This is a genomic window from Pseudomonas frederiksbergensis (assembly GCF_000802155.2).
In the GTDB taxonomy this organism is placed as follows: domain Bacteria; phylum Pseudomonadota; class Gammaproteobacteria; order Pseudomonadales; family Pseudomonadaceae; genus Aquipseudomonas; species Aquipseudomonas frederiksbergensis_A.
Genome location: NZ_JQGJ02000007.1, coordinates 288,170 through 300,411 on the forward strand (window position 1 = coordinate 288,170; position 12,242 = coordinate 300,411).

Consider the following 12,242-nt stretch of genomic DNA (forward strand, 5'->3'; position numbering starts at 1 on the left):
ACCCATGGCAATGAACCATGCCCCCAGCCTGCTGTTGGTACTGCATGACGTCGCGCCCCAGACCTGGCCGGACTACCAGCCCTTCGTCGAAGCCGTCGACGCCCTTGGCCAGATCCCGATGACCTGGCTGGTGGTGCCGGACTTCCATCATGCCAATGCGCTGGACGACCATCCCGGCTTCAGGCGCCTGCTCGACCGCCGGGTCGAGCGCGGCGATGAATTGGTCTTGCACGGCTACTACCACTGCGATGACGGCCCGCCTGCCATCCATCCCAAGGACTGGTTCATGCGCCGGGTCTACACCCATGAAGGCGAGTTCTATGGGTTGTCGCAAGAGGTCGCCCTCACCCGCCTGCGGGCCGGTATCGACATGTTCCAGCGGTATCGATGGCCACTGGAAGGTTTTGTCGCGCCGGCCTGGCTGATGAGCGAAGGCACCCGGCAAGCCTTGCGCCAGTTGCCGTTGAGCTACACCAGCGATACGCAGCACCTCTACCGCTTGCCTGATTTCACCCGGATCGATGCGCCGGGCCTGGTGTGGAGCGCGCGCAGCGCCTGGCGCCGGGGCCTGTCGAAGATCATCAGCGACCAGCGCGAGCAACGCTGGCGCCAGGCCCCGGTGATTCGCCTGGGGCTGCATCCGGTGGACATGCGCCATGGCTTTTCCCGGGATTATTGGCTGCGCACCCTGAAGCGCTTGCTCGAGGACGGACGCGCGCCGATGACCAAGGCCGGATGGCTGGCGACCCAGGGCCTGCGGGTCGGCAGCGCCGCATGAAACGATTGATCTGGCTGGTCGCCGCCCTGCTCATCGCGCTGCTGGTGCCGATGCTGGTGGGCGGCGGGGAAATGTGGTCGCGGGTGCAGCGTTTTCCGTTGTCGCTGTTGCTGGCCATGCTTGGCATGATCGTGCTGTGCTGGGGGCTGAACTCGGTGCGCCTGCGTTTGCTGCTGGGTGAACATCGCGGGCGCATCGGCGCGATCAAAAGCATGGGCGTGGTGATGTCCACCGAGTTCGCCATGTGCGCGACGCCCGGCGGCAGCGGTGGACCGTTGGCGCTGATGGCCCTGCTGGCGCGCAACGGCGTGCGCCCGGCCCACGGTAGCGCAGTGTTCGCGATGGATCAGTTGAGCGACCTGCTGTTTTTCTTGTGTGCGTTGCTGGGCATCCTGTTCTACGCGCTGTTCCAGAATCTCAGCCAGCGTATGGAGTGGATGCTGGCGTTGAGCGCGATTTCGTTATTTGGTGGCCTGATCTGCTGTGCCCTGGTCGCCCGCTACCATCGGCGGCTGATTCTGCTGGGCGCCCGGCTGCTGCGCCATCTGCGGGTGAAAGCCAGCACCCGGCGACGGTGGGGACGCAAGATCCTCAACTTCCTGGCGGCGTTCACCGATACGTTGAAGTTGCCTCGAATGACACTTTTCCAGGTGTTCGGCCTGACTTGCCTGCACTGGGCACTGCGCTACAGCGTGCTTTACCTGGCGTTGAAAGGATTGGGGGCGGATCTGCAATGGGCCTGGAGTTTCCTGATCCAGATGCTCTCCCTGAGCGCAGGGCAGTTCAGCCTGCTGCCGGGCGGCGCCGGAGCGGCGGAATTGACCTCGGCGGCGCTGCTGGCACCCATGGTGGGCAAATCCACCGCAGCGGCGGCGATCCTGATCTGGCGGGCGGTGACCTATTACTTCTATCTGCTGGCCGGCGGGCCGGTATTTTTCCTGATGGTCGGGCGACCGTTGATCAAGAAGCTGATCAGGCTCAGGCAGGCCTGACCGTTTACCACTTGGGTCCGGAGTCGTCCTGGGGCTTCTCGTTCAGCTCTTTCCAGAGTTTCGCAGCGTCGGGAAACTCCGTGCCATCCTCGGGGTTCAGCGCGTCGGGATCGAAACGGCTCAGGCAGCCCTCGCCCACGGTTGGCGGCGCTTTAGCGGTCGCTTTGTCCAAGGGATCGGCCATGGTTCTACGTGCTCCTCAAGGCTAATCGTGGCGAGTGAGCTTGCTCCCTCGCCACAGGATTTTGCGTTGGATCAGAATACGACGGTCTTGTTGCCATGCACCAATACGCGGTCTTCAAGGTGATAACGCAAGCCGCGCGCCAGCACCATTTTCTCCACGTCGCGACCGAATCGCACCATGTCTTCGATGCTGTCGCTGTGGCTCACACGCACCACGTCCTGCTCGATGATCGGGCCGGCGTCCAACTCTTCCGTCACGTAGTGGCAAGTCGCGCCGATCAACTTCACACCCCGCATCGAAGCCTGGTGGTACGGCTTTGCGCCGACGAAAGACGGCAGGAAGCTGTGGTGGATGTTGATGACTTTGTGCGCGTATTCGCTGCACAGGGACGGTGGCAGGATTTGCATGTAGCGGGCCAGCACCACTACCTCGGCATCATGCTGCTTGACCAGGCGCGAGACTTCGGCGAATGCCGGTTGCTTGTCCTGCGGATTGACCGGTACATGGTAGTAAGGAATGCCGTGCCATTCGACCATGCTGCGCAGGTCGTCATGGTTGGAAATCACGCAGGCGATGTCGCAATCGAGCTCATCGCTGTGCCAGCGGTGCAGCAAGTCAGCCAGGCAATGGGACTCGCGACTGGCCATCAGGACGACGCGTTTTTTCTGCGCGGTATCGGTGATGCGCCAGTCCATCGAGAACTCTTCGGCAATCGGGGCGAAGGCCTCGCGAAAGGCTTCTATGCCGAAGGGCAGCGAGTCGGCGCGGATCTCGTGGCGCATGAAAAACCAGCCACTCTGATTGTCCGAATGATGGCTTGCTTCAGTGATCCAACCGTTATGGGACGCCAGAAAGTTACTGACTTTAGCAACGATACCGACGCGGTCCGGGCAAGCGATCACCAGCCGAAAAGTGCGCATTAGGGGAACTCCAGAACTTTCGCAAAGGCCGCCATTCTAGCCACTGCGCGGCAAAACTGCAGTACTGATGACACATCCGCCCCCTGCGTGATCAGCCAAGGCTGGGAAATGGCCCGGCCTTCGGCGGCAGCGCTATATCTGTGAACTGATGTCAGGGCGCACCTTGTTAGTTATTGCGCCGCCAATTTCGTGGCACTGCACTATTTAATTAAAGAAACACGGCTTAAATGTTTACTTGATGAAACTGTCTGATTACTATTGCTTCACTGTCTCCTTGTCTTCCGTGTCCTACATAAGGTAGTCCCCATGTCCCTGATCAACGAATACCGTGCTACAGAAGAAGCAATCAAAGAACTGCAAGCCCGCCTGAAAAATCTGTCCGAAGACGACAAACTGCAAAAAGAACTGGAATTCGAAGGCAAACTGCGCACTCTGATGGGCGAATACTCCAAGTCCCTGCGCGATATCATTGCCCTGCTGGATCCAGAAGCCAAGTCGGGCAAAGCCCCTCGTGGCGCAGTAAAGACCACCGGCACCAAGCGCGCCCGTAAAGTTAAGCAATACAAAAACCCGCACAATGGCGAAGTCATCGAAACCAAAGGTGGCAACCACAAGACGCTGAAAGAGTGGAAAGCCAAGTGGGGCGGTGACGTAGTAGAAGGCTGGGCAACCCTGCTGGGCTAAGCCTCGCCTGCCGGCACCGCGCTTACGCACGGAGCTTGCAAAGCAAAAAACGCCAGCAATTGCTGGCGTTTTTTATGCCTTCGTTTTTATCTAGCCGCTTGAATCACACTGGCGCGGCTCAGAGGCTAAAACGTTTGCGCAATTGTTGGCTGTAGGCTTGCCATTGCATCAGTACGTCTTGCTGCAAAGACGTAGATAGCCCCATCCACTCTGTCATCGCCTCATCAAAATTGTCCAACGTATTAGGTGCGCCCCACTCCGAGGATGACAGGCGCTGCTGGCAAAATAGTTTCCAGCGTTCCTGTTCTTCTGGATCCAAGGTTTCCGGAAAGTTGCGCGCACGATATCGAAACAATAATTCCGGCAGTCGTTCATCGTCGAAAGGCCATTGTCCTTGCGCCAATTGAGCCGGGTCCGCCATGCGAACTTGTTCACATAAACGACGGTCACGGTCGCCCAGGAACCCTGCATATAGTTGCTGCTCGGGATCCTCGCTGGCCGCGAAGTCTTCCTGCCCATAAATGATGTGAAGTTTGTCTTGCCACACCTGCTGTGCGTCACTTAGCCGCAGCGCTCGCTCACGCACGCCATCCATGTCCAGCTGCAGCCGTAGTTGGTCTTCGGCGCGCAGGACGGCCAGTGGCGCAACCACCGGGCACTTGTTGATGTGGATGAGTTTGAGGGGCACCGGCAGCTCACCGTCGAGCAGATCCTCGCGACGGGTGTACAAGCGTTGACGCAGGCTTTGCGCGTCATGATCGAGCAAGCCCTGGGGATCCAGGTGCAAGTCGCAGACGATCAGGGCATTGCGGTTCTTCGGATGCCAGGCCAGCGGCAACACCACGCCGATGTAGTTTCGCGCCGCCGAGAAGCGCCCGGAGATGTGCACCATCGGTTGCAAAAGGCGAATCTGATCCATCACCTTCTGTTTGCTACGCAGCTGGAACAACCAATCATAGAGGCGGGGTTGTTTGTCGCGGATCAACCGGGCCAGGGCAATCGTCGCGCGCACATCCGAAAGCGCGTCATGGGCCTGGCCATGGTCGATGCCGTTGGCCGCCGTCAGGCGTTCGAGCTTGAGGGTGACGCGCCCCTCCTCCTGCGGCCAGACGATGCCCTCGGGGCGCAACGCATAGGCGGCGCGCACCAGGTCGATCAAGTCCCAACGGCTGTTGCCGCCCTGCCATTCCCGTGCATAGGGGTCGAAAAAATTCCGATACAGGCTGTAGCGGGTCATTTCATCGTCGAAGCGCAACGTGTTGTATCCCGCGCCACAGGTCCCGGGGGCAGCCAATTGCGCGTGGACGCGGGTCATGAATTCGGCTTCGCTCAAGCCTTTTTCAGCCAGTTGCGCCGGGGTGATGCCGGTGATCGCGCAGGCCGCCGGATGAGGCAGGATGTCATCGCTGGGCCGGCAGTAAAGGTTCACCGGCTCGTCGATCTCGTTGAGGTCGAAATCGGTACGGATCCCCGCCACTTGCAAGGGGCGGTCGCACCGCGGGTTGATGCCGGTGGTTTCGTAGTCGTACCAGAAGATGGAAGTCACGGGGTGTTCCTGGGTTGGGGACTGGCGAAGTCTAGGGGGTCGAACCCCGCCCCCGCCAGCACTCTGGCCTTGAATCATGTTGCAGGCCATGAAATGACATACTCGGCCATATCGTGCGCCCGCCCGAAGACTGCTAGCATCTGCGCCGAGATCGAACGTTCGAACGGCCCATCACAGGTTGCCCATGCTCGAGACACCAGCACTGCAAAGGAACGCGCCGCTGCCGCCGCCACTGGACACGCGCTACCAGGTCGAGACGCCCGAAGGCATCGACCTTCCGCTGCGCCCGGCGGGCCTGATGCCCCGTGCGCTGGCCTTCGCCATCGACTTGGGAATACGCGGGCTGGTGCTCGGCCTGTTCTTCCTGATCCTGGCGTTCTTCGGCGAACTGGGAATCGGCCTGGGCTCGATCCTGCTGTTCATCGTCAGTTGGTGGTACATGGTGCTGTTCGAAGTGCTGAACCAAGGCTGCTCCCCCGGCAAGCAAATGATGGGGTTGCGCGTGGTGCAGGACGACGGCAGGCCTATCGGCTGGTCAGCTTCATTGATCCGCAACCTGCTGCGCTTCGTCGACATGCTGCCATTCGGCTACACCTTCGGGGCGATCTGCTGCCTGCAACATCCGACCTTCAAGCGCCTGGGTGACCTGGCCGCAGGCACGCTGGTGGTTTATCGCGAGCAACCGGTCAAGCGTCCCGGGTTGCCATTGGCCCGGCCGCTGCATCCACCTTTTGCCCTGGCCTTGGTCGAACAGCGCGCCGTGCTGGGTTTCGCCGAGCGCCAGGCACAATTGTCCGACGCCAGGGCCGCGGAACTGGCTGCGATCCTGGCCGCGCCATTGAAGGTTCACCCCACCGGCGCCGTTGCTGAACTCAATGGCATCGCCCGCGGCCTGCTGGGGCCGACATGAAGCAAAGCCAATTCGAAACTCGCCACCAAGGAGAGTGGGAGCACCTGTCCCGCTTGCTCGACCAACTGGAGCGCCGCCGCAACGTTGCCCAGAGCGGCGACTTCCCACAGGCCTATCGACGGCTTTGCCATCATTTGGCGCTGGCCCAGGCGCGGGGCTACAGCAGTTTGCTGGTGGACACCTTGCAGCAACTGGCGCTACGCGGCCACCAGCAACTCTACCGGGACCGGAGTCGGCCGACGGCGAGCTTGTCAGCGTTCATCCTTGCCGGTTTCCCACGCCTGGTTCGGGCGCAATGGCGATTCGTACTCGCGTCCGGCCTGATGTTCCTCGGCAGCCTGGCCGGCATCGGGTTGTTGGTCTACCTGTATCCGGAACTGGTCTACAGCCTGCTGGGCGTCGATGAAGTCAGCCAGATCCGCAGCATGTACGACCCGGCGGCCGGACACCTGGGACGCTCGGTCGAGCGGGCCGCCAGTGAGGATTGGGTCATGTTCGGCTATTACATCATGCACAACATCGGCATCGCCTTTCAGACCTTCGCCAGTGGCTTGTTGTTTGGCCTGGGCAGTGCGTTCTTCCTGTTCTTCAACGGCCTGACCATCGGCGCTGTAGCCGGACACCTGACCCAGATCGGCTCCGGCGGGACGTTCTGGTCATTCGTGATCGGCCATGGCGCCTTCGAACTCACCGCCATTACCCTGGCCGGTGCCGCGGGCCTGCAACTGGGCTGGTCGCTGGTTGCACCGGGACGCCTCACCCGGGGCGAAGCCTTGCGACTCGCCGCGGGCAAAAGCGTCTTGATCATCGGCGGCGTTATCCTCTTCCTGCTGATCGCCGCGTTCATCGAAGCCTATTGGTCCTCCAGCGCCGTGACACCGGCCACCAAATACACCGTCGGCGCGTTGCTGTGGCTGCTGGTGCTCGGTTACCTGCTGTTTGCCGGGCGAGGCCAGCATGCGCCTGAGTGACGTCACGGTAGCGATCCGCCCACGCACCACCTGGGAAGCCATGGACCTCGGCGTGCTGATGGCCCAGCAGCACCGACGGCTGCTGATGACCAGTTGGGCCATCGTCACGCTGCCGGTGTATGCACTGCTGACCCTGTTGCTGTGGGACTCGCCCTCGCTGGTGGTGTTTTTGTTCTGGTGGTTGAAACCAGCGTTCGAGCGCCTGCCGCTGTATATCTTGTCCAAGGCGCTGTTTGGCGAGACGCCCACCTTGAAACAGGCCTTGCGCCAATGGCCGGCGCTGCTCAGGCCGCAGTTGCTGGCCAGCCTGACCTGGCGCCGGCTGAGCCTGAGCCGCAGCTTCCTGATGCCCGTCGTGCAACTCGAAGGGCTGGCCGGCGAGGAGCGCCAGCAGCGCCTGCGGGTGCTGCTGCAACGCAACGGCGGCGCGGCGCAATGGTTGACCATCCTCGGTGTTCACTTGGAAACCGTCTTGTGGTTCGGCCTGATGGCCCTGTTCTATCTGTTCGTGCCGCAACAAGTCGAACTGGAATGGGACTGGCAGACCCTGATCGCCGTCGCCGAGCACGAGTGGCTGTGGCTTGAACACCTGCTCAATTTCCTTTATCCGCTGCTGTTGATTATCTGGGAGCCGATCTACGTCGCCTGCGGCTTCAGCCTCTACCTGAATCGGCGCACCCTGCTCGAAGCCTGGGACATCGAACTGGTGTTCCGCCGCCTGCGCCAGCGCCTGAGCGCCGCAGCGCCGGCCCTGGCGCTGCTCGTCCTGACGCTCCTGCCGCTGGCGCCGCCCACCTGGGCCGCCGAGGACGATACCGCTCCCGACAGCGCTCGCCTGCTCAACCAGCCCCTCACCAGCGAAGCCTCCCGCGAACGCATCAAGGCGATCCTCGACGCACCACCCTTCAAGAACCAGGAAACCGTGACGCGCTATCGTTTCGGCGAAGAAGCCCCCGAGCCAGCCGAAACCGAGGAAGCCCCCGGCTGGCTCAAATCGATGTTCAACTGGAGCGCGAAACGCTTCGAAACGATCGCCGCCATCATCCAGGCGCTGCTCTGGGCCGCCCTGCTGGGCGCGATTGCCTGGCTGGCCTGGCACTATCGCGAAAGGCTCAAGGCGCTCGCCAACTACCGCCCAACCAAACGCCTGCCGATGGAGCGCTCCGCGCCGGCACGGATGTTCGGCCTGGATATCCGCGAAGAGAGCCTGCCGGACGATGTCGCGGCCAGCGCCGAGCAGTTATGGTCCAGCGCGCCGCGAGAAGCGTTGGGCCTGTTATACCGAGCGCTGCTCAGCCGTTTGCACCACGAATTCAATATGGCCCTCAAACCCGCCGACACCGAAGGCCAGGTGTTGCAACGGGTTGAGCAGCTCCAGCGCGAATCACTGATGACGTTCAGCAGGAACCTGACGCTGCACTGGCAGAACATCGCCTATGGACACCGCCCTCCGCCCGCCCATCTGCAGCAGGAACTGTGCAATGGTTGGCGCGAACTGTTCGGCCCGGGAGCGCCCCGATGAGCCGCAGCACCGGATGGTTGATGGCTGCAGTCGGCGCCGCGCTGACCTGCGCATTGGCGATCTACCTGTACCTGAAGGCCGTGCCCTATCAGGAAACCATCGAGCACGGCCCGTCCCCCGAAGCCCAGGCCAACCCTTACCTCGCCGCGGAACAGTTCCTGCGCCAGCAAGGCCTCAACGTCGAACATGCCAACGGCCTGGACGTGCTCCCCACCCTCGAACCGCACCAGCGCAGCCTGCTGCTGTTGGGCGAACGCAGCAACATGACGCCACGGGACGTCGACCAACTGATGAACTGGACCCGCGCCGGCGGGCGCCTGCTGTTCGTCGCCGAGGCCCTGTGGGACGACAGCACGGGCAGCAGCGGCGACCTGCTGCTGGACCGCGTGCGTCTGCGCCAACTGCTGAGCAAAGACCTCCAGGAACCGGATCCCAAGCTCATCAAGGATCCCTATCCCAAACTGACCAAGCTTTACCTGGAGGACGAAGAGGCGCCGGCCTATATCGGTTTCGACACCGACTTCCACCTCGAAGACCCGCTGAACCTCGCCCAGGCCTGGGCCAACAGCGCGGTGGCGACCCACTTGATGCAACTGAACCACGGCCTGGGCACGATCATCGTGCTCACCGACGCCGAACTGTGGAAAAACGACCAGATCGACCAGTACGACAACGCCTGGCTGCTCTGGTACCTGAGCGCCGATTCCGACGTCACCCTGCTGTTCAATACCGACCACGACAACTTGCTGGCCCTGCTGCTGCGCTACTTTCCCCAGGCATTGGTGGCACTGCTGGCCTTGGTCGGGCTGTGGCTGTGGCGATCGGCGGTGCGCCATGGCCCATTGCAACAGCCCTCTCCCAAGGCGCGACGCCAACTGCAAGAGCACCTGCAAGCCAGCGCCGCCTTCCAGTTGCGTCACGACGGCCAGCAACACCTGCTGCACAGCCTGCAGCAGGACGTGCTGCGCCGGGCGCGCCAGCTTCATCCAGGTTTCGAACAATTGGTCGTCGCCGAACAATGGCAGGTGCTTGCCCGCCTGACCCGTCAACCCACGCGAACCATCAGCCAGGCCCTCAGCCCTCGACCGAAACAACGCTTGTCCAGCGCCGACTTCTGTCGCCAGGTCGCCCTTTTGCAAACCCTCAGGAATGCGTTATGACTGAACAGAACGAACCCTCAGACAGCCAGGCCCATGCCGCCCAGCAACGCCAGCGCGCCAGCCAGCTGGCACAGGCAATTCGCACCGAGCTGCACAAGGCCGTGGTCGGCCAGGCCGCGGTGATCGACGATGTGCTTACGGCACTGATCGCGGGCGGTCATGTCCTGCTCGAAGGCGTTCCCGGGCTGGGCAAGACGCTGCTGGTGCGCGCGCTGGCCCGCTGTTTCGGCGGCGAGTTCGCACGCATTCAGTTCACCCCGGACCTGATGCCCAGCGACGTCACCGGCCACGCGGTGTACGACTTGCAGAGCGAGCAATTCAAGCTGCGCAAGGGGCCGGTGTTCACCAACCTGTTGCTGGCCGACGAGATCAACCGCGCGCCGGCCAAGACCCAGGCGGCACTGCTCGAAGCCATGCAGGAACGCCAGGTTACCCTCGAAGGCCGCGCATTGCCCATCACCCAGCCGTTCATGGTGCTCGCCACCCAGAACCCCATCGAACAGGAAGGCACCTACCCGCTGCCGGAGGCCGAGCTCGACCGTTTCATGCTCAAGGTGCGCATGGATTATCCCGAGGCCGACCAGGAGCTGAACATGGTGCGTCAGGTCAGCCGCTCGACCCGCGCCGACATGCTCGATGTGCAACCGTTGCGCACGGTGCTGCAAGCCAAGGACGTGCAAGCGCTGCAACGCATCGCCAGCGACCTGCCGATGGACGACCAGGTGCTCGACTATGCCGTGCGCCTGGCCCGGGCCACCCGCACTTGGCCAGGCCTGACGATCGGCGCCGGGCCTCGCGCCTCGATTGCACTGGTGCGTTGTGCCCGCGCCCGGGCGTTGTTACGCGGGGGCGAGTTCGTGGTGCCGGACGACATCAAGGGCTGCGCCCTGGCCGTGCTGCGCCATCGCGTACGGCTGGCGCCGGAGCTGGACATCGAAGGGCTTTCGGTGGACCAGGTGCTGGGGCAGTTGCTCGATCAAGTCTCGGCGCCAAGGTTGTGAATGCCGTGTCCTTGCACACGTTCGCCTGGCCAACGCAGTCCTCTGTGGCGAGGGAGCTTGCTCCCGCTGGGCCGGTCCGACGCTTCGGGCGAAGCATCCCCCAGATTTCATCTGATACACCGCCAGGTGAGGCTGCGCCTCCAGCGGGAGCAGGCTCCCTCGCCACGGGGATTTGCGCAGCCGAGATGTTGCGATGAAACCCTCCCGCCTGCTCTTGATCTGGCTCGCGATCCTGCTGGCCGTCGGCATCGTCCTGGGCGCCTTGCGCGCGCTGGGCCTCGCGGTGCCCCCGGCGCTGCTCTCGATCAATTGGGGTTTGCTGCTGGCCCTGCTGGCCTTGTCGATTCTCGACGCCGTACGCGCCCGCCGCCTGCCCTCGCCCCGTGTCCAGCGGCAGCTGCCCGGCAGCCTGGCCCTCGGCCGCTGGAGCGAAGTGCGCCTGGAAATCAGCCACGATCTCGCCCAGCCACTGGACATCCAGATTTTCGACCACGTACCCCACGGTCTCGACTTCGAACACCTGCCGCTGTCAGCCGAACTGCAACCCGGCCAGCTCACCCGGCTCGGCTACCGCGTCCGTCCGCTCAAGCGCGGGCACTTCAGCTTCGAACACTGCGAAATCAACCTGCCCAGCCCGATGGGCCTGTGGACCGACAAACGCCTGCTGACGGCTCTCGACAGCACCCGCGTCTACCCGGATTTCGCCAGGCTCTACGACGGTCAATTGCTGGCGGTTGACAACTGGCTCAGCCAACTCGGCATCCGCCAACGGCAACGCCGCGGCCAGGGCCAGGAATTCCATCAGCTGCGCGAATTTCGCGAAGGCGACAGCCTGCGCCAGATCGACTGGAAAGCCACCGCCCGCCACCGCACGCCCATCGCCCGGGAATACGAAGACGAACGCGACCAGCAGATCATCTTCATGCTCGACTGCGGTCGACGCATGCGCAGCCAGGATGACGAGCTGTCGCATTTCGACCATGCGCTCAACGCCTGCCTGCTGCTCAGCTACACCGCGTTGCGCCAGGGCGATGCCGTGGGCCTGAGCACCTTCGCCAGCGAACAACCGCGCTACCTCGCCCCGGTCAAGGGCACAAACCAGCTCAACGTGTTGCTCAACAGCGTCTATGACCTCGACAGCAGCCAATACCCCGCCGACTACCCGGCCGCCGTCACCCAATTGCTGGCCCGGCAAAAACGCCGGGCGCTGGTGGTGCTGGTGACCAACCTGCGGGACGAGGACGATGAGGAACTGCTGGTCGCCGTCAAGCGCCTGGGCCAACGGCATCGGGTGTTGGTGGCGAGCCTGCGCGAAGAAGCGCTAGACCGATTGCGCCAGGCGCCGGTGCAAAACTTGCCCGAGGCGTTGGCTTATTGCGGGACGGTGGATTATTTGAATGCGCGGGCGACGTTGCATGAGCGCTTGAGCGTCCACGGGGTGGCGGTGTTGCAAGCTCGGCCCGGGGAGCTGGGGGCCGAGCTGGTGACGTTGTATCTGGGGTGGAAGAAGGCGGGGGATTTGTAGATGGAGGGCATCATCCATTACTGTTGTCGTATCGGTTGATGATCGATAG

At 62.8% G+C, this 12,242-nt stretch carries 12 protein-coding genes; 9 read left to right on the forward strand and 3 right to left on the reverse strand.

Features of this window, described 5'->3' with window-relative positions; all coding sequences use genetic code 11:
- The first annotated feature begins 4 nt into the window (after positions 1–4).
- Positions 5–778 (forward strand): DUF2334 domain-containing protein, encoded by a 774-nt coding sequence (locus JZ00_RS16075; protein WP_412177676.1) that lies wholly within the window; start codon positions 5–7, stop codon positions 776–778.
- A complete protein-coding gene (locus tag JZ00_RS16080) occupies positions 775–1,770 on the forward strand; it encodes a lysylphosphatidylglycerol synthase transmembrane domain-containing protein (RefSeq protein ID WP_039591675.1) in 996 nt (331 codons plus the stop codon). Before JZ00_RS16075 ends, JZ00_RS16080 begins: the two co-directional genes overlap by 4 nt.
- Before the next feature lie 4 nt (positions 1,771–1,774).
- Here the strand turns inward: JZ00_RS16080 and JZ00_RS16085 are convergent, their stop codons facing one another.
- Both JZ00_RS16085 and purU read right to left on the reverse strand, forming a co-directional pair.
- Positions 1,775–1,954: a hypothetical protein gene (locus tag JZ00_RS16085; RefSeq protein ID WP_039591674.1), complete on the reverse strand. Its 180-nt coding sequence runs from the start codon at positions 1,952–1,954 to the stop codon at positions 1,775–1,777.
- A gap of 71 nt (positions 1,955–2,025) precedes the next feature.
- Positions 2,026–2,874 carry a formyltetrahydrofolate deformylase gene (gene purU, locus JZ00_RS16090; RefSeq protein WP_039591673.1) on the reverse strand — a complete coding sequence of 283 codons (849 nt, stop codon included), beginning with the start codon at positions 2,872–2,874 and terminating at the stop codon, positions 2,026–2,028.
- A 306-nt stretch (positions 2,875–3,180) separates the two neighbouring features.
- Between purU and mvaT the strand changes: the two genes are divergently transcribed.
- Entirely contained in the window at positions 3,181–3,558 is a 378-nt protein-coding gene (gene mvaT / locus JZ00_RS16095; RefSeq protein ID WP_039591672.1) for a histone-like nucleoid-structuring protein MvaT, read from the forward strand.
- A 118-nt stretch (positions 3,559–3,676) separates the two neighbouring features.
- Here the strand turns inward: mvaT and sbcB are convergent, their stop codons facing one another.
- The gene (gene sbcB, locus JZ00_RS16100) at positions 3,677–5,104 is read right to left on the reverse strand and encodes an exodeoxyribonuclease I (RefSeq protein ID WP_039591671.1); all 1,428 of its coding nucleotides are present in this window, start codon (positions 5,102–5,104) and stop codon (positions 3,677–3,679) included.
- 184 nt (positions 5,105–5,288) lie between these two features.
- Between sbcB and JZ00_RS16105 the strand changes: the two genes are divergently transcribed.
- From JZ00_RS16105 to JZ00_RS16130, 6 genes are all read left to right on the forward strand, one after another.
- On the forward strand, positions 5,289–6,014 hold the full coding sequence (locus JZ00_RS16105; RefSeq protein WP_039591670.1) for an RDD family protein: 726 nt from the start codon (positions 5,289–5,291) through the stop codon (positions 6,012–6,014).
- Entirely contained in the window at positions 6,011–6,985 is a 975-nt protein-coding gene (locus tag JZ00_RS16110; RefSeq protein WP_039591669.1) for a stage II sporulation protein M, read from the forward strand. The genes JZ00_RS16105 and JZ00_RS16110 overlap by 4 nt, the downstream gene beginning before the upstream one ends.
- Positions 6,972–8,507 carry a DUF4129 domain-containing protein gene (locus tag JZ00_RS16115; protein WP_039591668.1) on the forward strand — a complete coding sequence of 512 codons (1,536 nt, stop codon included), beginning with the start codon at positions 6,972–6,974 and terminating at the stop codon, positions 8,505–8,507. Before JZ00_RS16110 ends, JZ00_RS16115 begins: the two co-directional genes overlap by 14 nt.
- The gene (locus JZ00_RS16120) at positions 8,504–9,667 is read left to right on the forward strand and encodes a DUF4350 domain-containing protein (protein ID WP_039591667.1); all 1,164 of its coding nucleotides are present in this window, start codon (positions 8,504–8,506) and stop codon (positions 9,665–9,667) included. The genes JZ00_RS16115 and JZ00_RS16120 overlap by 4 nt, the downstream gene beginning before the upstream one ends.
- On the forward strand, positions 9,664–10,668 hold the full coding sequence (locus JZ00_RS16125) for an AAA family ATPase (RefSeq protein WP_039591666.1): 1,005 nt from the start codon (positions 9,664–9,666) through the stop codon (positions 10,666–10,668). The genes JZ00_RS16120 and JZ00_RS16125 overlap by 4 nt, the downstream gene beginning before the upstream one ends.
- A gap of 193 nt (positions 10,669–10,861) precedes the next feature.
- Entirely contained in the window at positions 10,862–12,193 is a 1,332-nt protein-coding gene (locus JZ00_RS16130) for a DUF58 domain-containing protein (protein ID WP_039591665.1), read from the forward strand.
- Positions 12,194–12,242 lie beyond the last annotated feature (49 nt).

Bases quoted from the DNA above. Each gene is read 5' to 3' on its own strand.
- JZ00_RS16075 (WP_412177676.1), top strand. From the start codon at position 5: ATGGCAATGAACCATGCCCCCAGCCTGCTGTTGGTACTGCATGACGTC.
- JZ00_RS16080 (WP_039591675.1), top strand. From the start codon at position 775: ATGAAACGATTGATCTGGCTGGTCGCCGCCCTGCTCATCGCGCTGCTG.
- JZ00_RS16085 (WP_039591674.1), bottom strand. From the start codon at position 1,954: ATGGCCGATCCCTTGGACAAAGCGACCGCTAAAGCGCCGCCAACCGTG.
- purU (WP_039591673.1), bottom strand. From the start codon at position 2,874: ATGCGCACTTTTCGGCTGGTGATCGCTTGCCCGGACCGCGTCGGTATC.
- mvaT (WP_039591672.1), top strand. From the start codon at position 3,181: ATGTCCCTGATCAACGAATACCGTGCTACAGAAGAAGCAATCAAAGAA.
- JZ00_RS16105 (WP_039591670.1), top strand. From the start codon at position 5,289: ATGCTCGAGACACCAGCACTGCAAAGGAACGCGCCGCTGCCGCCGCCA.
- JZ00_RS16110 (WP_039591669.1), top strand. From the start codon at position 6,011: ATGAAGCAAAGCCAATTCGAAACTCGCCACCAAGGAGAGTGGGAGCAC.
- JZ00_RS16115 (WP_039591668.1), top strand. From the start codon at position 6,972: ATGCGCCTGAGTGACGTCACGGTAGCGATCCGCCCACGCACCACCTGG.
- JZ00_RS16120 (WP_039591667.1), top strand. From the start codon at position 8,504: ATGAGCCGCAGCACCGGATGGTTGATGGCTGCAGTCGGCGCCGCGCTG.
- JZ00_RS16125 (WP_039591666.1), top strand. From the start codon at position 9,664: ATGACTGAACAGAACGAACCCTCAGACAGCCAGGCCCATGCCGCCCAG.
- JZ00_RS16130 (WP_039591665.1), top strand. From the start codon at position 10,862: ATGAAACCCTCCCGCCTGCTCTTGATCTGGCTCGCGATCCTGCTGGCC.